The 17,978-nt window shown below is 59.6% G+C and carries 19 protein-coding genes and 2 pseudogenes; 9 read left to right on the top strand and 12 right to left on the bottom strand.

The genetic code is table 11. The annotated features are described in order from the left end of the window. Positions 1–26: 26 nt before the first annotated feature. From HMPREF3101_RS02015 to HMPREF3101_RS12355, 4 genes and pseudogenes are all read left to right on the top strand, one after another. Entirely contained in the window at positions 27–293 is a 267-nt protein-coding gene (locus HMPREF3101_RS02015) for an ACT domain-containing protein (protein ID WP_070462244.1), read from the top strand. A gap of 1 nt (position 294) precedes the next feature. Continuing rightward, entirely contained in the window at positions 295–1,671 is a 1,377-nt protein-coding gene (locus tag HMPREF3101_RS02010) for a PFL family protein (protein WP_070462243.1), read from the top strand. Positions 1,672–1,724: 53 nt separating this feature from the next. Next, positions 1,725–1,907: pseudogene (locus HMPREF3101_RS12485) on the top strand (MerR family transcriptional regulator); the annotation flags it as partial. A 114-nt stretch (positions 1,908–2,021) separates the two neighbouring features. After that, positions 2,022–2,414 (top strand): hypothetical protein, encoded by a 393-nt coding sequence (locus tag HMPREF3101_RS12355; protein ID WP_246816615.1) that lies wholly within the window; start codon positions 2,022–2,024, stop codon positions 2,412–2,414. Between the two features lie 581 nt (positions 2,415–2,995). Here the strand turns inward: HMPREF3101_RS12355 and HMPREF3101_RS01995 are convergent. The 11 genes from HMPREF3101_RS01995 to HMPREF3101_RS01945 all read right to left on the bottom strand — a co-directional run bounded on the left by HMPREF3101_RS01995 (position 2,996) and on the right by HMPREF3101_RS01945 (position 11,786). Next, positions 2,996–3,238: a PLDc N-terminal domain-containing protein gene (locus tag HMPREF3101_RS01995; RefSeq protein WP_083280027.1), complete on the bottom strand. Its 243-nt coding sequence runs from the start codon at positions 3,236–3,238 to the stop codon at positions 2,996–2,998. Between the two features lie 59 nt (positions 3,239–3,297). Then, positions 3,298–3,528, bottom strand: coding sequence for a hypothetical protein (locus HMPREF3101_RS01990; protein WP_070462241.1), 231 nt, complete (start codon positions 3,526–3,528; stop codon positions 3,298–3,300). Between the two features lie 86 nt (positions 3,529–3,614). Next, the gene (locus HMPREF3101_RS01985) at positions 3,615–3,833 is read right to left on the bottom strand and encodes a S1 family peptidase (RefSeq protein WP_141737313.1); all 219 of its coding nucleotides are present in this window, start codon (positions 3,831–3,833) and stop codon (positions 3,615–3,617) included. Positions 3,834–3,947: 114 nt separating this feature from the next. Continuing rightward, positions 3,948–5,576 carry an ABC-F family ATP-binding cassette domain-containing protein gene (locus tag HMPREF3101_RS01980; RefSeq protein WP_070462239.1) on the bottom strand — a complete coding sequence of 543 codons (1,629 nt, stop codon included), beginning with the start codon at positions 5,574–5,576 and terminating at the stop codon, positions 3,948–3,950. Positions 5,577–5,633: 57 nt separating this feature from the next. Next, positions 5,634–5,999 (bottom strand): metal-sulfur cluster assembly factor, encoded by a 366-nt coding sequence (locus tag HMPREF3101_RS01975; protein WP_070462238.1) that lies wholly within the window; start codon positions 5,997–5,999, stop codon positions 5,634–5,636. Between the two features lie 3 nt (positions 6,000–6,002). Then, positions 6,003–6,476 (bottom strand): Fe-S cluster assembly sulfur transfer protein SufU, encoded by a 474-nt coding sequence (sufU, locus tag HMPREF3101_RS01970; RefSeq protein WP_070462237.1) that lies wholly within the window; start codon positions 6,474–6,476, stop codon positions 6,003–6,005. Next, on the bottom strand, positions 6,473–7,702 hold the full coding sequence (locus HMPREF3101_RS01965; protein WP_070462236.1) for a cysteine desulfurase: 1,230 nt from the start codon (positions 7,700–7,702) through the stop codon (positions 6,473–6,475). Before HMPREF3101_RS01965 ends, sufU begins: the two co-directional genes overlap by 4 nt. Then, entirely contained in the window at positions 7,702–8,457 is a 756-nt protein-coding gene (gene sufC / locus HMPREF3101_RS01960; RefSeq protein WP_070462235.1) for a Fe-S cluster assembly ATPase SufC, read from the bottom strand. The genes HMPREF3101_RS01965 and sufC overlap by 1 nt, the downstream gene beginning before the upstream one ends. A 13-nt stretch (positions 8,458–8,470) precedes the next feature. Further along, positions 8,471–9,652, bottom strand: coding sequence for a Fe-S cluster assembly protein SufD (gene sufD, locus HMPREF3101_RS01955; protein WP_083280026.1), 1,182 nt, complete (start codon positions 9,650–9,652; stop codon positions 8,471–8,473). A 1-nt stretch (position 9,653) separates the two neighbouring features. Continuing rightward, positions 9,654–11,099, bottom strand: a complete 1,446-nt coding sequence (gene sufB / locus HMPREF3101_RS01950; RefSeq protein ID WP_070462234.1) for a Fe-S cluster assembly protein SufB — start codon at positions 11,097–11,099, stop codon at positions 9,654–9,656. A 12-nt stretch (positions 11,100–11,111) separates the two neighbouring features. Continuing rightward, positions 11,112–11,786, bottom strand: a complete 675-nt coding sequence (locus HMPREF3101_RS01945) for a helix-turn-helix transcriptional regulator (protein ID WP_070462233.1) — start codon at positions 11,784–11,786, stop codon at positions 11,112–11,114. Between the two features lie 97 nt (positions 11,787–11,883). Between HMPREF3101_RS01945 and mptB the strand changes: the two genes are divergently transcribed. Genes mptB through HMPREF3101_RS01920 form a run of 5 tightly spaced genes read left to right on the top strand, consistent with a single transcriptional unit; the run spans position 11,884 to position 16,909 of the window. Further along, positions 11,884–13,266 (top strand): polyprenol phosphomannose-dependent alpha 1,6 mannosyltransferase MptB, encoded by a 1,383-nt coding sequence (gene mptB, locus HMPREF3101_RS01940; RefSeq protein ID WP_141737312.1) that lies wholly within the window; start codon positions 11,884–11,886, stop codon positions 13,264–13,266. Next, entirely contained in the window at positions 13,232–14,155 is a 924-nt protein-coding gene (locus tag HMPREF3101_RS01935) for an ABC transporter ATP-binding protein (protein WP_070462231.1), read from the top strand. The genes mptB and HMPREF3101_RS01935 overlap by 35 nt, the downstream gene beginning before the upstream one ends. Before the next feature lie 2 nt (positions 14,156–14,157). After that, positions 14,158–14,928, top strand: coding sequence for an ABC transporter permease (locus HMPREF3101_RS01930; RefSeq protein WP_070462230.1), 771 nt, complete (start codon positions 14,158–14,160; stop codon positions 14,926–14,928). Positions 14,929–14,988: 60 nt separating this feature from the next. Further along, a complete protein-coding gene (locus tag HMPREF3101_RS01925) occupies positions 14,989–15,942 on the top strand; it encodes a COX15/CtaA family protein (RefSeq protein WP_070462229.1) in 954 nt (317 codons plus the stop codon). Position 15,943: 1 nt separating this feature from the next. Further along, on the top strand, positions 15,944–16,909 hold the full coding sequence (locus HMPREF3101_RS01920; RefSeq protein ID WP_070462228.1) for a quinone oxidoreductase family protein: 966 nt from the start codon (positions 15,944–15,946) through the stop codon (positions 16,907–16,909). 56 nt (positions 16,910–16,965) lie between these two features. Here the strand turns inward: HMPREF3101_RS01920 and HMPREF3101_RS01915 are convergent. Continuing rightward, positions 16,966–17,892, bottom strand: a pseudogene (locus HMPREF3101_RS01915) (heme o synthase); the annotation flags it as partial. Between the last annotated feature and the right edge of the window lie 86 nt (positions 17,893–17,978).

The raw sequence follows: 17,978 nt of genomic DNA, 5'->3' as shown, positions 1-17,978 counted from the left end.
TATCGCAGTGGGTACTATCTTTGCCCATGCATGCAATTATCACGACCACGGGCGAGGACCGCGTCGGCATCATCGCCGGCGTGGCAAACGCCGCAGCCGACCGCAACCTGAATATCATCGACGTCTCCCAGACACTCATGGACAACTTCTTCACCATGATCATGCGTGTTGAAGTGCCAAAAGGCGCCAACGTGGGCGACCTGCAGTCCGATCTCGCCGAGGTTGGCGAGCGCCTCGGCGTGGTGGTTCGCCTGCAGTCCGAAGCCCTCTTCACTGCAATGAATGAGATCTAGCATGGCTGCAGCAATCGACTTTGACTTCAAGTCCAAACACATCCTCGACGTCATCCACATGATCGAGGACTACCGCCTGGACATCCGCACGGTCACCATGGGCATCTCTCTCATCGGCTGCACGCGCGCCACCATGGAGGCCACCGCAGAGGCCGTGTACGACCGGGTGGTCACCCGCGCCCGCAACTTGGTCCCAGTCTGCGAAGGCATTGAGCGCGAGCTAGGTATCCCGATTGTGAACAAACGCGTGTCCATCTCCCCCATCGCGTTGGTTGTTGCGGGTGTTGAGGGCGACCCGGTGCTGGTGGCTAAAGCCTTGGACCGTGCAGCAGATGAGCTGGCCATCGACTTCATCGGGGGCTACTCCGCCCTAGTTGAAAAGGGTGCTACCTCTGGCGACGCTCGTCTGATCGCGTCGATCCCTGACGCGCTGGCGGAAACCAGCAAGATCTGCTCGTCTGTAAACGTGGCAACGTCGCGCGCCGGCATCAACATGGATGCCGTGGCGGAGATGGGTCACGTGATCAAGCGCGCCGCGGAGCTGACAGCCACCGAGTCATCCATCGCGTGTGCGAAGTTGGTCGTATTTGCCAACGCCGTTGGTGATAACCCGTTCATGGCCGGCGCCTTCCACGGCATCGAGGAGCCCGACACCGTCGTGTCCGTCGGTGTGTCCGGCCCTGGAGTGGTTAACAACGCGTTGGGCTCGCTTGAGGGGGCCACGCTTAACGACGTCGCCGAGGAAGTCAAGAAAGCCGCCTTCAAAATCACCCGCGCAGGTCAGCTCGTGGGCAATATGGCCGCAGAACGTCTCGGGGTGCCGTTTGGCATCGTGGACCTGTCGTTGGCGCCGACTGCAGAGATGGGCGACTCTGTAGCCCACATCCTTGAACACATGGGCTTGGACCAGGTAGGTACCCACGGGACGACAGCAGCACTCGCACTGCTTAACGACGCTGTCAAGAAAGGCGGCATGATGGCCTGCTCACGCGTCGGCGGCTTGAGCGGCTCCTTCATCCCGGTCTCTGAGGATAAGGGAATGATCGACGCAGTGCGTGCCGGCAGCATCACCATGGACAAGCTGGAGGCCATGACCTCAATTTGTTCAGTAGGCTTTGACATGATCGCCATTCCTGGCGACACGTCTGCGGAGCTGATCTCCGGCATGATCGCCGACGAAGCTGCCATCGGTGTCATGAACCATAAGACCACCGCAGCACGCCTCATCCCCGTACCAGGCACCAAGCCTGGCGACGAAGTGAACTTCGGTGGCCTACTCGGCTACGCGCCGGTCATCCCGGTCTCCCAGGTTGGCAACGACGCGTTCATTCGCCGCGGCGGCTTCATCCCCGCCCCCGTACACGGGTTCAGGAACTAGTTTGTTCCCAAACTTCTTGACCCTGACACAGTGTCAGGGTCCAGAATGGTTGTGTGAAGATTTCAGAAGTCGCCGCAGTCGCCGGCTGCTCCGTTCGGGCTGTGCGTCACCTTCATACGAGTGGCGCAGTCCCCGAGCCAGCTCGCACGAGCGGAAACTACCGCAACTATTCAATTTCCGACCTCGCGGCGGTCGTTCGGGTCAGAGCACTCGTTGACGCTGGAGTGCCAGTTTCAGCTGTCCAAACCCCGAATGCCATTGAGCGATCACTTAGGCTTCTCGACGAGCGCATCACACTTCTTCAGCGCCAAAAACGTCGCCTTCTCGCTCTGTTGACGTCACCCTATGGAATGCCAGAGGACATCCGCACTTCCCTCGGATCCCTCTATGACGATCCATCGCTATTAGAAACAGAGTTGGACTCGTGGGATCTCATGGCGCTGACCGGCGTTGCCACGCCGGAAACGTGGGAGCAGCTTCGAAAGAATCTTCAAGATCCCAGCTGTCTCACTGCAGCGCGAAAGTCAGCGGTGTTGTGGCAAAACCTCGGTGAAATGCAGCCAACAGCCCCTGCCGTTGACGACGTGATCCGAACGCTACAAGCGCTGGCGCACGCCGGCCTGATGCGAGACATCTTCCCGACTCTCACCCCAGGTGACGTACCACTTGCGCTGTCCGATGTGCCGACAACGGAAGCCCAAGGGGTAGCTCTTCGAGCCTTGGCAGGTGATCCCTCTGCGTAGGTTCGTGCACCTTCTTCACAAACACCCCGGCTTCAAGCTGGCCAGGTATGAACTCGGGCTTTACCGAGATCTCATGCGCTGGGCTCGCCGAAAGACTCTCGTCCCCGCAGGCGCCACCGCGCTGCCCCATCAACCGGGACGATTGCAAATGCTGGCAATGATCTCAGCAGTACTCGTGATCGAGGCAGTCGTTGTCCACCTAGTACTGCCTGCAGGGACCATTCGTATCGTTGCGCTGCTGCTGTCGCTGTGGGCCGTTGTCTATGTTTGGGGGCTCATCGCCGCAGAGCGGATTCGCCCTAGCTATTTTGATGACAACATCGTTGTTTTCCGGCGTGGGCGAACGTCATTTGCGGAATTGCCAACGACTTCCATTCGCAGCGTGGTAGACAGATCCTCTCACTCTTCAACAATCGAGATCGCTGATGGAGTGCTCACTCTCGGTGGGCCCGCTGGGACGGACACACTTATCTGCCTAACTGAGGACGTCTTGGCCTACCCCGACCGATACCCGTGGCACCGACCCGCCCCTCAAACCATCAGGCAGATCCGGTTCTATCGCGGAGACACTGCCGCGGTTCCTAGCGCTTCTTCCCAATGACGAAGTAGCCAACCCAGCCCAACGTGTTCACTGCGCCAATAATCGGCGTCCACAGCCACTTCGGGCCGCGGATATGGCGGGCATCGGTGCGCACAAGGTCGCGCAACGCCCATGCCTTGGCGGCAGTGTCAATTGCGGCAAGGACACCGACAATCGTCTTCTGGTCGGTGGAAAGGTCGTCCCAAGACTCACGCAGCGTGGTGAGAATTTTGTTAACAGTCATGTGTTGATTGTACGTCTGTTGAATCTGTTGATTCTACGTCGCGGTCTAGCGCCAAGGGACTAGAAGAAAGCGTTGTTGATCATGCCGCCGATCGCTAGACCACCCAGCAGCGCGCTGATCACAATAAGCCCAATGGCAGCGCCTTCGGCGTCGCTGGATCCGGTATCCAACAGGCCTTCAATAAGTGAGCTTCCCGGAGCGATTTCGTGTTCAAGCAGGTGAACGCGGGCACCGAGGTAGCTGGTGGACAAGACTCCGACCAGCCCGCCGCCTGGAAGGTACCGGGCCACCAGAGTCTCCTTTTCGCGTACCCCGTGGCGTTTCAACAATGATCTTGTTGCCCAGGGTGGCAATGATCTCGTCGCAGTCCGCACTGCTACTCGTACCGTGGGTGGTGTGGCCGTGGAAGCACACTTCTTGGCTCTTGTTGGCTCTTGTGCAGCTGGCTGATCGGGACGATGCCGTCGCGGTCCAAGGTGTTGGAGTTGATGGTCACGCCGTCTTTCCAGCGGATAATCGCCCCATCGTTCGCGTCCGTCTTCGGGTCGTAGTTGGGCGATTTTTCGATTGTGCCGGCTGAGATGGCTTTCTGCATGCGTTTGCCGGCCTTGTCGGAAAGAAAGACCCTGCTGAATCGTGCACTCGCCCGCCAGCGTGCCAACACGACGAGCATACGAAGACATGCCTTTGCACTAATTCACAGGGAGTTTCATGCCAGTTCCACGATTTCCATATATTCGTCACTCCACAGGTCCTCGTCACCCTCCGGCATGATGATCACGCGCTCCGGCTCCAAGGCACGCACGGCACCCGGGTCGTGCGTAACCAGAACGACGGCACCGGTATACGTTTTCAGCGCGTCTAGCACCTGCTCGCGTGATTGTGGGTCGAGGTTGTTTGTGGGCTCATCAAGCAGCAGCACGTTCGCTCGGGAGGAAACAAGCGTGGCGAGCGCAAGGCGCGTCTTCTCACCACCAGAGAGCGTGCCGGCCGGCTGCTCGAGCTTGTCGCCAGAGAACATGAAGGCGCCGAGCAAGCCGCGCAGGTCCTGCTGACCAGCATCTGGGCAGGCCTCGATGGTGTTCTCCCAGACGCTCTTGTCGCTGTCAATTGTGTCGTGTTCCTGCGCAAAGTACCCAATCTTCAGGCCGTGTCCCGACACGAGGCCGCCCTCGCCGTCGGTGCGCTCAACACCAGCCAGTAGCTTGAGCAGCGTCGTTTTACCTGCACCGTTGGTGCCTAAGACAACGACTCGGGAACCTTTATCAATGGCCAGATCAACACCGGCGAACACTTCAAGCGAGCCGTACATCTTGGTCAGACCCTTGCCGTACAGCGGCGTCTTGCCGCACGGCGCTGGCTCGGGGAATTTGATGGACGCGAACTTGTCCGCCACGCGGATCTCATCAAGCTCGCTCATCATGCGGTCTGCACGCGCCAGCATCTGCTTTGCAGCGGCGGCTTTGGTGGCTTTCGCTCCGAGTTTGGCGGCCTGCTTCTGAAGCGCGGAGGCCTTCTTCTCTGCGTTGGCACGCTCGCGGCGACGGCGCGCCTCGTCCTCAGCGCGCGCTTTTTGGTAGGTACTGAAACCCATGTTGTACACGTCTGCCTCGGCACGAACCGCATCGAGGAACCAGACTTTATTACATACGTCGTCCAGCAGCTCAACGTCGTGGGAGATCATGATCAACCCACCTTCGTGCTTGGACAAGAAGCTACGCAGCCAAGTGATGGAGTCGGCGTCGAGGTGGTTCGTCGGCTCGTCTAGAAGCAATGTGGTAGCGGACTTGCCTGAACCGGAGCGGGAGGCAAACAAGATTTGGGCAAGCTCCACGCGACGGCGCTGACCGCCGGAAAGAGTCTTCAGCTGCTGGTCCAGCACGCGACCAGGCAGGCCGAGGTTGTCGCAGATCTGGGCAGCCTCCGCATTCGCTTCGTATCCCCCGAGCGCCTGATAGCGCTCCTCTAAACGTGAGTATTTGGCAATCGCCTTGTCGCGCTCAGCGCCCTCGGTGACTTCCATGATGGCCTGCTGTTTCGCCATGGAGCGTTGGATTGCGTCCAGGCCGCGGGCGGAGAGCACACGTTCACGCGCAGTCTGCTCGATGTCACCTTCTTTTGAATCCTGCGGGAGGTAACCGATCTCACCCGAGCGGGTTACCGTTCCGCCGTAGGGCTCGGTCTCCCCCGCCAAGATGCGCATGGTGGTGGTTTTGCCTGCACCGTTGCGGCCCACCAGTCCGATGCGGTCGCCCGGCTGGACGCGCAGGTGTTGACCAGGTGCGGTCAACAACGTGCGAGCCCCGACGCGGACCTCGAGATCATTAGTGACAATCACGGCTTGTTACCTTACAAGCCTGGTCAAGCTGCCGAAAAACTCCTGCCAATTAGCGTGTTACACCGCGAATCCGAGGGCTCGCAGCTGCTCACGGCCTTCTTCTGTGATGAACTGCGGGCCCCACGGCGGCATCCACACCCAGTTGATCTCCAGGTCTTCGGCGCCGGTGTTGTTCACAACCGCCGCGCGCGCCTGCTCCTCAATCACATCGGTCAGCGGACATGCCGGCGAAGTCAGTGTCATATTAACCACGGCGACGTCAGCGCCGTCACGCTCTTCAACCCACACGTCATAGACCAAACCGAGGTCGACAACGTTGATGCCAAGCTCTGGGTCGATGACGTCGTGCAGGTACTCCTCCACTTCGCCGACAAGCTTGAGCTGCTCTTCGGTTTGCGCTGGGCGCTGTGTTTCTTCAGCCATCGGCTAGTCCTCCTTCGTCTCTACGGTTTTACCGGTCTTGCTTAAAGCCTCGGCGCTTGCCGCCTCGAATGCCTTCCACCCCAGCAAGGCGCACTTCACGCGGGCAGGGAACTTAGCCACGCCGGAAAAAGCCACGCCGTCACCAATCATTTCGGCGTCGCCTTCGACGGTGCCGCGGGAGGTGATCATCTCCTCGAAGGCCTGCAGTTTCTTAAAGGCCTCACCAATCGGCTTGCCCACGATCTCCTCGGCCATCACAGACGTAGATGCCTGGGAAATTGAGCAGCCTTCGGCGTGGTAGGAGACGTCTTCGACGGTCTCGCCGTCGTCGGAAAGGTGGATGCGCAGGGTTAACTCATCACCGCACGACGGGTTAACGTGGTGCACCTCGGCCTCGTACGGCTCGCGCAGGCCCGCATGCTGCGGGTTTTTGTAGTGATCCAGGATGACTTCCTGGTACATCGATTCAAGGTTCATCGAAAGAACTCCTTCGCTTTGCTTATCGACGCCACCAACGCATCAACCTCTTCCAACGTGTTGTAGAGGTAGAAACTCGCCCTCGATGTGGACTGCAGATTCAGCCCCCGGTGGGCCGGCCACGCGCAGTGGTGACCAGTGCGGATTGCCACACCCTCGGAGTCCAGCACCTGGCCGAGGTCATGAGGGTGAACACCGTCGACGGTAAACGCAATCGATCCGCCGCGCTGATCGGTGGTTAAGGGGCCTGCGATAGATAAGCCGTCGATACGCTGCATCTGCTCAAGAGCATATGCGGTGAGTTCGCGCTCGTGGGCCTGGATCTCCCCCATCCCGATTTCAGTGAGGAAGTCGACTGCGGCGCCGAGCCCGACAACTTGGGAGGTCATCTGCGTTCCGGCCTCGAAACGCTGCGGGGCGGGAGCGTAGGTGGATTCCTCCATACGCACAACCTCGATCATGGAACCGCCGGTCAAAAACGGCGGCAGGTCCTGCAAGTGCTTCGAGTAAACCGCGCCAACACCGCTCGGACCGCACATCTTGTGGCCGGAAAACGCCGCGAAGTCAACGTCCAACGCCCGGAAGTTTACGGGCATGTGTGGCACCGATTGGCAGGCATCCAACACGGTCAGCGCACCGGCCGCCTTGGCACGGCGCACCATTTCCTCCACATCTGCTTGCGCACCGGTCACATTGGACTGGTGCGTAAAAGCAACAACCTTGACAGATTCATCGAGTTCGAGCGAGTCGAGGTCGATGCGCCCGTCGGCAGTCATAGAGTACCACTTCAACGTCGCACCAGTGCGACGCGCGAGCTCCTGCCACGGCACGAGGTTCGCGTGGTGCTCCAATTCCGTGACCACGATCGTGTCGCCCTCACCAACTGCCAAGTCGCCCGCGCGGCTATCACCCAACACGTATGCGACAAGGTTCAGCGCCTCGGTGGCGTTTTTGGTAAACGCGATCTCATCGTTGTCTGCACCCACAAACGCCGCAATCTTCGCGCGGGCGGACTCATAGGCGTCAGTGGCTTCCTCCGCAAGCTGATAGGAGCCGCGGTGCACTGGCGCGTTGTAGCCCAGCACAAAGTCGCGCTCCGCCTCCCACACTCGCAACGGCCGCTGGGAGGTCGCCCCGGAATCCAGGTAGACCAAGGGCTTGCCGCCGCGGACGGTGCGACCCAGGATGGGGAATTCCTTCCTGATTGCGTGAACGTCTAAAGCCATTAGATGAATTTCTCGTAGCCTTCAGCCTCAAGCTGGTCGGCAAGCTCAGCACCACCGGTGGTAACAATCTTGCCGTTTGCAAACACATGCACGAAGTCCGGCTGCACGTAGTTCAGGATGCGCTTGTAGTGCGTAATCATGAGTACGCCACCGTTGGTCTCCTCCTGGTAACGGTTGATCCCTTCGGAGACGATACGCAGCGCGTCAACGTCCAGACCGGAGTCGGTCTCGTCCATAACAGCGAACTTCGGCTTCAACATCGTCAGCTGCATAACCTCGTGGCGCTTCTTCTCGCCACCGGAGAAACCCTCATTCACGGAGCGTTCGGAGAACGACGCATCCATGTGCAGCGCGTCACGGGCAGCGTTGAGCTCACCAACCCACTCGCGCAGCTTCGGAGCCTCACCGCGCACAGCGGTCACAGCGGAGCGCATGAAGTTCGAAGAGGACACGCCCGGCACCTCCACCGGGTACTGCATGGCCAAGAACAGGCCAGCGCGTGCGCGTTCGTCAACATCCATGTCCAGGATGTTCTCGCCGTCCAAAAGCACCTCGCCCTCGGTGACCTCATAGCGCGGGTGGCCAGCAATGGTGTACGCAAGTGTGGACTTGCCGGAGCCATTTGGACCCATGATGGCGTGCGTTTCGCCGCCCTTGATGGTCAGGTTTACGCCTTTCAGAATCGGAGTGGGTTCCTGGCCTTCCTCGGTGGGAAGGACGTTGGCGTGCAGGTTCTTGATTTCCAGAGTGGACATATAAACGTTTCCTTTAGTTGTTGTTCAGCTCGAGCTCGCCGGCGACACGTGCAATCAATTCATCACGCACGGATTCCACCGGAATCTGGTTCAGGACCTCGTTGAAGAAGCCGCGGATGATCAGGCGCGTTGCTTCCTGCTCCGGGATACCGCGGGAGCGCAGGTAGAAGATCTGCTCCTCGTCAAAACGACCAACGGTAGCGGCGTGGCCTGCACCCGCAATCTGGCCGGTTTCAATCTCCAGGTTCGGGATCGCATCGGCACGAGCCCCATCGGTCAGCACCAGGTTGCGGTTGGTTTCGTAGGTGTCAGTGCCTTTGGCTTCTGCACGAATCAGGACATCGCCAACCCAGCAGGTGCGTGCCTCCGGCAGGCCGGATTCTTTATTGCCCTGCAGTGCGCCCTTGTACAGCACATTAGAGCGGCAGTTTGGCACCGAGTGGTCCACCAGCATGCGGTTTTCAATGTACTGGCCAGCATCAGCGAAGTAGACGCCCGTCAGCTCCACATCCGCGCCCGGGGCCTCAAAGGTCACGCGTGGGGTGAGGCGTACAACCTCGCCGCCGAACGCGGCAACGATGTGGCGCAGCACAGCGTCGCGCTCAACCATGATGGACTGCTGACCAATGTGGACAGCATCCAGCTGCCACTCCGTATCCACAATCGCGTTGACATGTGAGCCCTCACCGATGTGCCAGTTCACATTATCTGCGTGCGTGCCGGAACCTTCGTAGCGCACAATCACGGTCGCCTGGGAGTGGCGGCCGGTTTGCACCAGAATGGTACTGAACGTCGTCGCGTCAACGCCTGCGCCGGTGATGGTGATCTCAATCGGCGCATCCAGCACCGCATCCGCCGGTACGGAAATCAGCGTTCCGTGCTCGGCTGCGCTCCACGCCTGTGCGGCAACACGGTCTACCGGTCCGCCAGCAACACGCAGACGCCCATCGTCGTTTGCCAGCTTTTCGATGGTTACGTTCGACGGAGCGTCGATACGCAGCTGCTCCGAAACCTGCGTGGGGAACGTACCGTCGTGCAGACCGCGGATCCTGCGCAGCGAAATGAAACGCCACACCTCATCGCGTCCACCCGGAACTGGGAAATCCTCCACGTTGAAGGACTGGAACAAATCACCCTTGTTGTTGTGCGTCGTTGCGTTACCAACAGGGTCAATAACGGTTTTGGTCGAAGTCAACTTAGCCTACCGATCCTTCCATCTGCAGTTCAATCAGGCGGTTGAGCTCAAGCGCGTATTCCATCGGCAGCTCCTTCGCAATCGGCTCAACAAAGCCGCGCACGATCATCGCCATTGCCTCCTCCTCCGCAATACCGCGGGACATGAGGTAGAACAGTTGCTCTTCACTCACCTGCGACACCTTCGCCTCGTGGCCGAGCGTCACACGGTCATTACGAATGTCGTTGTACGGGTAGGTGTCCGAACGCGAAATGTCATCAACCAAAAGGGCGTCACATTCAACGTTGGACGCAGAGTGGTGCGCGTTCGCGTTGACCTGAATCAGGCCGCGGTATGCGGAACGGCCGCCACCACGCGCCACGGACTTGGACACCACCGAAGAGGACGTGTGCGGCGCCAGGTGCACCATCTTCGCGCCAGTGTCCTGGAACTGGCCTTCACCAGCAAACGCCACAGACAGCACCTCGCCGCGGGCGTGCTCACCGGTCATCCACACGGCCGGGTACTTCATGGTGACCTTGGAGCCAATGTTGCCGTCGACCCACTCCATGGTCGCGCCTTCCTCGGCGCGTGCACGCTTGGTTACCAGGTTGTACACGTTGTTCGACCAGTTCTGAATGGTGGTGTAACGGCAGCGCCCGCCCTTTTTCACAATAATCTCCACCACGGCAGAGTGCAGGGAGTCAGACTTGTAGATCGGGGCCGTGCAACCCTCGACGTAGTGCACGTACGCATCTTCATCCACAATGATCAGGGTGCGCTCGAACTGGCCCATGTTCTCCGTGTTGATACGGAAGTACGCCTGCAGCGGAATGTCTACATGCACGCCTGGCGGCACATAAATAAAGGAGCCACCGGACCAAACTGCGGTGTTCAGGGCGGAGAACTTGTTGTCACCAGCGGGAATAACGGAGCCAAAGTACTCCTTGAACAGCTCTTCGTGCTCACGAAGCGCGGTGTCGGTATCGACGAAAATGACGCCCTTTTCCTCCAGATCCTCACGGATCTGGTGGTAGACCACCTCAGACTCATACTGCGCGGCAACACCTGCAACCAGGCGCTGCTTCTCCGCCTCCGGAATGCCCAGCTTGTCGTAGGTGTTCTTAATATCCTCAGGCAGGTCTTCCCAGCTGGTCGCCTGCTTCTCCGTCGAGCGGACGTAGTACTTGATGTTGTCAAAGTCAATGCCGGACAAGTCAGCGCCCCAAGTCGGCATCGGCTTCTTTTCAAAGATCTCGAGTGCCTTCAGACGCTGGTCGAGCATCCACTCCGGCTCTTCCTTAATGCCGGAGATGTCACGCACAACCTCTCCATTCAGGCCGCGACGCGCTGAGGCGCCAGCGACGTCAGAGTCATGCCAGCCGTAGTTGTAAGCACCGATGGACTGAATGATCTCATCATCATTCATCGGCGTTTCAAGGCCGGGTGCGGGAGTCGCTTTCGTCATCGTTTCCGCTCCTTAGCTTTCATTATTTGTGTGGTAGTTCCCCGTGTTCAGCGGGATGTTTGTGGTGCAAAGCCCGTTGCCGTCCGCAATCAGAGCTAGTGGTTGCACATGGCTGCCCACCAGCTCAGAGATCGCTTCATGCTCAGCCTCGCACAGCTCAGGGTGGGCCGCAGCGACCGACTGTACTGGGCAGTGGTGCTGGCAGATCTGCACGCCTCCGGCTGCGCGGCTCGCGGTTGCCGTGTAGCCGTGTGCCTCAAAAGCCGCGACTACTTGGTCCACCACATCTTCCACGTCACCGTTGGCATCGACGCCGCCGAGGATGGTTTCAGCGCGGCGTCTTGCAAACGCACGCACCGCTTCCTCCCCGCCGAGCTGCTCGAGCGCGTCAAGCGCGTCGAGCGCCAGCACGTCGTAGCTATTGCCAAACTGGCTGCGCCCCAGCTGCGTAAGCCGGTAGTGCTTCGCTGGGCGGCCTCGCCCAACTTCGGCACCGGCTACGGCGTTTGGTTCGCAGATTTGCGCCAGTCCCTCTTCTACCAGCGCGTCGAGGTGCCTACGCACTCCGGCGGCTGAGAGACCAAGAACCTCTCCAAGTTCAGAGGCACTGACAGGCCCGCGCCCAAGCAATTGCGTCATGACTTCCCGACGTGTGTCGCCGCCAACGCTGCGGCTGCGGTCCACCATCGTTCCACCTTCCTTCGCATGTACTGTCTGGGCACTTTCCACAACACTAGTGTGTCTTAATTCATTCCGTCCCTAAGGGCATCCTACAATCGCCGTCGTGTCTCGCTCGCTGCTGCAATCCGCCCACCCTCGCTGGTTGGGCACCATTAGCAGTGGGCTTGTTGCGGTTTCCAGTTGGTCCTCTGGCGCATTGCCAGAGCCTCTGCTTATCGACGCCACGTTGATCCCCACCTCCGCCATTACCCTTTTCGGCGTAGTCCTTCTCTGCTTGGCGTGGTTGATGCTGCTGGGCCAGAAAGGGCACTCTCGCCGCAGCCTCATGGTGACGTATTTCTGGTGGGCCGCTCCCCTGCTTGTCGCAGCGCCACTGTTCTCCCGCGACGTCTACTCCTACCTTGCGCAAGGTGCTGCGGTTGCTCGCGGTCTAGACCCATACGCTGCGGGCCCACTAGCCCTCCTTGGCACACACGACCCGTTAGCGCAGGCCGTAGACAGTTTGTGGGCAACAACACCAAGCCCCTATGGGCCGGTTGCTACCGGCATTTCCGGGGTGATAGCAACGCTCAGTCAGGAGCACATGATCGCGGGAATTGCCCTACATCGAGCGGTAGCCTTCGGCGCAACCCTAGCTATCGCGTGGTCGCTGAAATCCCCACGCGCGCTGCTGTTGGGTGTGTTGAACCCCTTGGCGCTGATCCATTTTGTGGGCGGTGCACATAATGACGCGCTCATGCTTGCATTTGTGCTTGTCGGCCTGAAAATCGCGCTGCGCCACTCCTCACCTCCCAGTGCCCTTGGCGGCGCGGCACTCATCTCAGCTGGAGGATTAGTAAAGTCGGCAGGTCTGCCCGCTCTTGGCTTTGCCGGCATGGTGATGGCTCGCCGGCTCAAACGCCGCAGCATTCCAGCGCCCATCCTCGTCGCTGCAGCTGTGGAAGCCTCAGTCTTTGCCGGTACTGCGTTTGGCACCTCCGCGATGACTGGCACCGGCTTCGGCTGGATCGCCGCCCAAACTGCATCGGCGCAGACAAACAGTTGGTTGTCTATAACCTCACTTATCGGCCGCGCACTAGGGCATCAACATGCTGTACAAGCCATAGGCCTTGTGCTGGCAGGCGCGGTCATGGGTGCCGCGCTTTTCGCCACCTACCACGCACGCATCCACCCATTAGGCGGCCTTGGTTTGGCCAACCTCGGCATGGTTGCACTCTTTCCCGTTGTGCAGCCCTGGTATCCGTTGTGGGCGATAGTGGTGTTGGCGGGATGGGGGTTGCACGTGGCGTCGAGAAGCAAAAAGCTCATCGCACCATCAGTGCTGTTCTGCTTCCTGGCACTGCCGCGAGGCCAGGCACTCGAACCAACCGAAGTTGCCGCGATTTACCTGCTAACCGCAACACTGTGCGTTATTGGAGTATTTCTGATGCGGCTAGTTAGGATAGCCAATCATGGCAGAAGCGCTCGTAGTCGATTCCGTAGTTAAACGGTTCGGTGAAAAAACCGCGGTGAATAACCTAAGTTTCACCGCCACACGCGGTGAAGTCCTCGCACTCTTAGGACCAAACGGGGCAGGCAAGTCCACCACCCTGGACATGTGCGAGGGTTTTTCAAAGCCAACATCCGGCACCATCAGCGTGCTGGGGCTTAACCCGGCGACGCAACCGCAGGCAGTGCGCGAGCGCATCGGCATCATGCTCCAAGGAGGCGGCTCCTACTCCGGAACAACGGTGCGCGAAATGCTCAACCTCGCAGCCTCCTACAACGTCAACCCACACGACCCCGACTGGCTGCTTGAACTTCTTGGCCTGCAGGGAGCTGCGAAGACCACCTACCGGCGGCTTTCTGGCGGGCAGCAGCAGCGCCTCTCACTCGCCCTTGCCATTATCGGCAGGCCGGAGCTGGTGTTTCTGGACGAGCCGACTGCAGGCATGGACGCACAATCCCGGATGGCGGTGTGGGACATTATTGACGCGCTGCGTCGCGACGGCACCACGGTCATCCTCACCACCCACCTGATGGATGAGGCTGAAAGCCTTGCTGATTACGTCGTGATCGTGGACCGCGGCCAGGTCGTCGCCCAAGGCACCCCGGCCGCACTGACCAACCACCAGGACTTCCCCGTCGTCACCTTTGCCACATCGGAGAACCTGGACTTGGCCGCATTGAACGCGTCGTTGCAAGGTTTTAACCTGCAAGCTGAGCAAAGCCGCCAAATGCACTACCGCATTCTGGGCGAGGCTTGCCCGGATGTCATTGCCGCCGTCGCTGCTGAAGCGGCAAACCAGAAGGTACTCATCCGCAACCTGCGGGTTGCCCACCGCACACTAGAAGACGTCTTCTTGGACATCACCGGACGAGAGCTGAGGAGCTAACCATGGCCCACCACACCACCTTGGAAGACGGCATCTTCACACCACAGCCACAACGCGCCAGCTTTGGCAAGATGGCCGCAGCTCAGGGGCTCATCGAGTCCAAGCTCATGCTGCGCCACGGGGAGCAACTGCTACTCAACGTCATAGTGCCTGCCGGCCTGCTCATCGCCGCGGCAGTTGTGCCCATTTTTGGCGACACGGGCTTTGACAAGCTCGTCCCCATGGTCTTTGCCGTCGCCGCAACCTCCGCCGGTTTTACAGGCCAAGCCATTTCGCTGGCATTTGACCGCAGATACGGGGCGTTGAAGCGCGCCGGGGCTTCTGGCGTGCCGCCGTGGGTGATCATCGCTGGCAAGATCATCGGCGTGCTGTCCATGGTGGGGCTACAGTTAGTGATCTTGGGCACGATTGCCGCTTTCCTTGGTTGGCGCGTCGGCATCGCTGGTGCGGTTTTGGGCCTTGCCACGCTGTTAGTCGGCGTTGCGGTATTTACCTCACTCGGCTTGCTCATGGGCGGCACACTGTCGTCTGAAATGGTGCTTGCGCTGGCCAACCTGTTCTGGATCGTGTTAATGGGCGTTCTCGGCTGGGTGGCCTATTCCGGTGATCTTGCCCACGCAGGCTGGTGGAACGCCGTGCCCACGGTTGCGCTTGCCAGCGCGCTTACGCAGGCGTTGCAAGGTGGATTCAACACCCTGGCGTGGATCTCCCTTGCAGTGTGGGCGGCCATTGGTGTTACAGCTGCAGCGCGCTGGTTCCGTTTCGACGGCTAAGGTCCGATACACTTTCAACCAACGACGAAACTATCGTCCGAAAGTTTGAAAGGACCCCCTGTGACCGCGCCAGTCGCCGAACACAATAACCGCTCCCCGCTGTTAGCCGTATGGCAGAATCCAACGGTTCGCTTTCAGCGCATCCTTGCTTTGATTCTGCTGATTTGCCAGGGCGGCATTACCGTCACAGGGTCTTTGGTACGCGTCACCGGCTCCGGCTTGGGCTGTGATACGTGGCCACTGTGCCACGAAGGCTCACTTGTCCCAGTGGAAGGTGCTGCGCCCTGGATCCACCAGGCCATCGAGTTTGGTAACCGTTTGCTGGCGTTTGTGGTTGCCGCCGCTGCAGTGGCAGTACTCATTGCAGTAGTCAACGCGAAGCGTTCCAAGACGATTAAGAACCTCGCGTGGGCGTCCTTCATCGGCGTAGTACTCCAAGCTGTCATCGGCGGCATTTCCGTGCATTTGGATTTGAAGTGGTGGGCTGTGGCCATCCACTTCCTGCCGTCCATGGTGCTTGTATGGATCGCAGCGATTTTGTACATGCGCATCGCTGAGACGGACTCCGCTACCCCGACGCAGCGCTACCCCGAGCCAATTCGCTGGATGGCACTGGCCGCTGCTATCGCACTGTGCTTTGTCTTGGTTACCGGCACGATGGTCACGGGCTCTGGCCCGCACTCGGGCGACTCCGGCGTGGGTATGGAGGGCCGTCTGCAGCTTGACACCGCGATGCTGGCGTACGTTCACGCCGCGTGTATGTACATCTACTTGATCTTCACGCTGGTGGCCTTCTTCCTGCTGCGTAGGAATAAGGGCCCGAAGGATGCATATAACACGGCGATCGTGCTCATCCTGCTGATTCTGGTGCAGTGGGCTATCGGTGTTATCCAGTTCCAGTTGGGTGTTCCGCGCTGGACTATTCCTGCGCATATTGCGATGAGTTCCGCAGTCGTGGCATTTTCCGCATTCCTTTACGCACATGGGCGGCGCCGTTTGCCTACCCTTGTGTGACATGAAAGCTATTTTGGTTAGCCGCCACGGCGGCCCTGAAGTCCTCGAGTACACCGATGTAGAGGCTCCGAATCCGTCGAAGGGGCAGTTGCTTATCGACGTCACGTATGCCGGCATCAACTACATCGACACCTATTTCCGCTCCGGCACCTACCCTCAAGAGGTGCCGTACATCCCCGGCTCTGAGGGCTGTGGTCGTGTGGTGCACGACCCCTTGGGCGAAATCGCCGAGGGAACCGTTGTCGCGTGGAACCGGGGCCCTGGTTCCTACGCCGAACAGGTGGTTGTAGACCGCGGCCGCGTGGTTGCCGTGCCTGAGGGCGTCAGCGAGCCTGTTGCCGCATCAATGCTGTTGCAGGGCATGACGTCGCACTACTTGGTGGAATCCGTCTATCCAGTTACCAATGAGACGTCTTTGGTTGTCACTGCTGGCGCCGGTGGTGTGGGGCTGATGCTCACGCAAATGGCAGCGGCCAAGGGGGCCCGCGTGTTCTCAGTGGTCTCCTCCGCCGAAAAGGAAGCGTTGGCGGCTGAAGCCGGGGCCACGCAGGTCTTTCGCTACGGCGATGATTTAGCGGCTCAGATTAAGGAAGCCAATGGCGGCGAAGGCGTGGATGTTGTCTTCGATGGCGTCGGCGCGGATACGTTCGATTTCGCGTTGGAGGTGTGCCGCCCCCGCGGCATGGTTGCTTCCTTTGGCTCAGCCTCTGGCGATGTGCCGCCATTTTCTATCCAGCAGCTCAATCAGGCTGGCTCGTTATTTCTCACTCGTCCGAAGTTGGACGACTACACCGCTACTGATGATGAGTTCCGCATGCGCGCCCAAGCTGTCGCTAGGGCTGTGGAAGAGGGAACGCTGAACATCCGTATTCACCCGCCGTACCCGTTGTCTGAAGCCCGTACGGCACACGAGGATCTCCAGGCGCGCAAGACTACTGGTTCAGTGGTCTTGGAAGTCCAGCGCTAGTTACGTCCAGCGTTAGCTACGTCCAGCGTTAGCTACGTCCAGCGCTGGATACGTAGCTATAGCAGGGTGGGCAGCCCAAGCACTGCGTCAATAGACAGCGCGAGGAACAGGGCTGCCAGGTAGTTGTTGGACAGGATGAACAGCTTCATCGGCTTGACCTTGGCGCCGCCCTTGACATCCATGTGCAGCTTGGTTGCCACGATCAAGAACGCAGCACCCGAGACAACCGCAGTTGCGAGGTAGATCCAGGACGCCGCGGGGACGAGCGCGAACGACGTGATCACGGTCAGCCAGGAGTACAAGACAATCTGCCTGGTGGTCTGCTCGGCAGAAGCCACGACCGGCAGCATCGGCACGTTTGCGCGTGCATAATCGTCCTTGTATTTCATGGCCAGCGCCCAAGTGTGCGGCGGCTGCCAGAAGAAGATGATCATAAACAGCACAAAAGGCTGCCACCACTGGTCTGGGGTGCCGTCGTTGACATTGTCACGGATAACGGCCCAGCCAACCATCACCGGCATACTGCCGGCCACGCTGCCCCAGATGACATTTTGCCACGTCGTGCGCTTTAGCCACTTCGTGTAAATGAAGATGTAGAAAAAGTTCGTGAAGATGATAAACCCGGCCGCCAACCAGGAGTTGCACAAAAGCCCCAGCCACAGCACAGATGCAATGAGCAGGCTCCAGGCGAAAATGCGTGCCTTTTGTTTGGTAATGCGTGCGCGCACCAGTGGGCGCGCACGGGTGCGTCCCATCAGCTGGTCAATGTCATAGTCCGCAACCATGTTGAAGGCGCTGGCTGCTGCAGCGCCCATCCAGCCACCGAACAGTGTTCCCAAAATGAGCCACAGGTGTACCTCGCCGCGATCTGCCTGCAGCAACGCGGGGATCGCGGCGACCAGGAGTAGCTCGATGACCCTCGGCTTCGTCAACGCGAAATATGCCTTGATGGTCTCCAACTGTGCTCCTTTAAAACTCTTTGAACGCCTTTGAACGCTTTTTGAACGCTGCCCCCGGCATCATTCCTTTGGTTGATACTAGTCCCCAAAGCCGCAATGCGGAGAATCGA

The sequence above is a fragment of the Corynebacterium sp. HMSC29G08 genome, from assembly GCF_001806875.1.
In the GTDB taxonomy this organism is placed as follows: Bacteria; Actinomycetota; Actinomycetes; order Mycobacteriales; family Mycobacteriaceae; genus Corynebacterium.
The sequence above is the reverse complement of the archived record's forward strand: the minus strand, read 5'-3'. Positions and strand labels throughout refer to the sequence as shown.

Coding starts and splice junctions, on each gene's coding strand:
- HMPREF3101_RS02010 (WP_070462243.1), top strand. CDS start 295: ATGGCTGCAGCAATCGACTTTGACTTCAAGTCCAAACACATCCTCGAC.
- sufC (WP_070462235.1), bottom strand. CDS start 8,457: ATGTCCACTCTGGAAATCAAGAACCTGCACGCCAACGTCCTTCCCACC.
- HMPREF3101_RS01975 (WP_070462238.1), bottom strand. CDS start 5,999: ATGGCTGAAGAAACACAGCGCCCAGCGCAAACCGAAGAGCAGCTCAAG.
- HMPREF3101_RS02015 (WP_070462244.1), top strand. CDS start 27: ATGCATGCAATTATCACGACCACGGGCGAGGACCGCGTCGGCATCATC.
- HMPREF3101_RS12355 (WP_246816615.1), top strand. CDS start 2,022: ATGCCAGAGGACATCCGCACTTCCCTCGGATCCCTCTATGACGATCCA.
- sufU (WP_070462237.1), bottom strand. CDS start 6,476: ATGAACCTTGAATCGATGTACCAGGAAGTCATCCTGGATCACTACAAA.
- HMPREF3101_RS01920 (WP_070462228.1), top strand. CDS start 15,944: ATGAAAGCTATTTTGGTTAGCCGCCACGGCGGCCCTGAAGTCCTCGAG.
- HMPREF3101_RS01995 (WP_083280027.1), bottom strand. CDS start 3,238: ATGACTGTTAACAAAATTCTCACCACGCTGCGTGAGTCTTGGGACGAC.
- sufB (WP_070462234.1), bottom strand. CDS start 11,099: ATGACGAAAGCGACTCCCGCACCCGGCCTTGAAACGCCGATGAATGAT.
- HMPREF3101_RS01965 (WP_070462236.1), bottom strand. CDS start 7,702: ATGGCTTTAGACGTTCACGCAATCAGGAAGGAATTCCCCATCCTGGGT.
- HMPREF3101_RS01930 (WP_070462230.1), top strand. CDS start 14,158: ATGGCCCACCACACCACCTTGGAAGACGGCATCTTCACACCACAGCCA.
- HMPREF3101_RS01935 (WP_070462231.1), top strand. CDS start 13,232: ATGGCAGAAGCGCTCGTAGTCGATTCCGTAGTTAAACGGTTCGGTGAA.
- HMPREF3101_RS01985 (WP_141737313.1), bottom strand. CDS start 3,833: ATGCAGAAAGCCATCTCAGCCGGCACAATCGAAAAATCGCCCAACTAC.
- HMPREF3101_RS01945 (WP_070462233.1), bottom strand. CDS start 11,786: ATGGTGGACCGCAGCCGCAGCGTTGGCGGCGACACACGTCGGGAAGTC.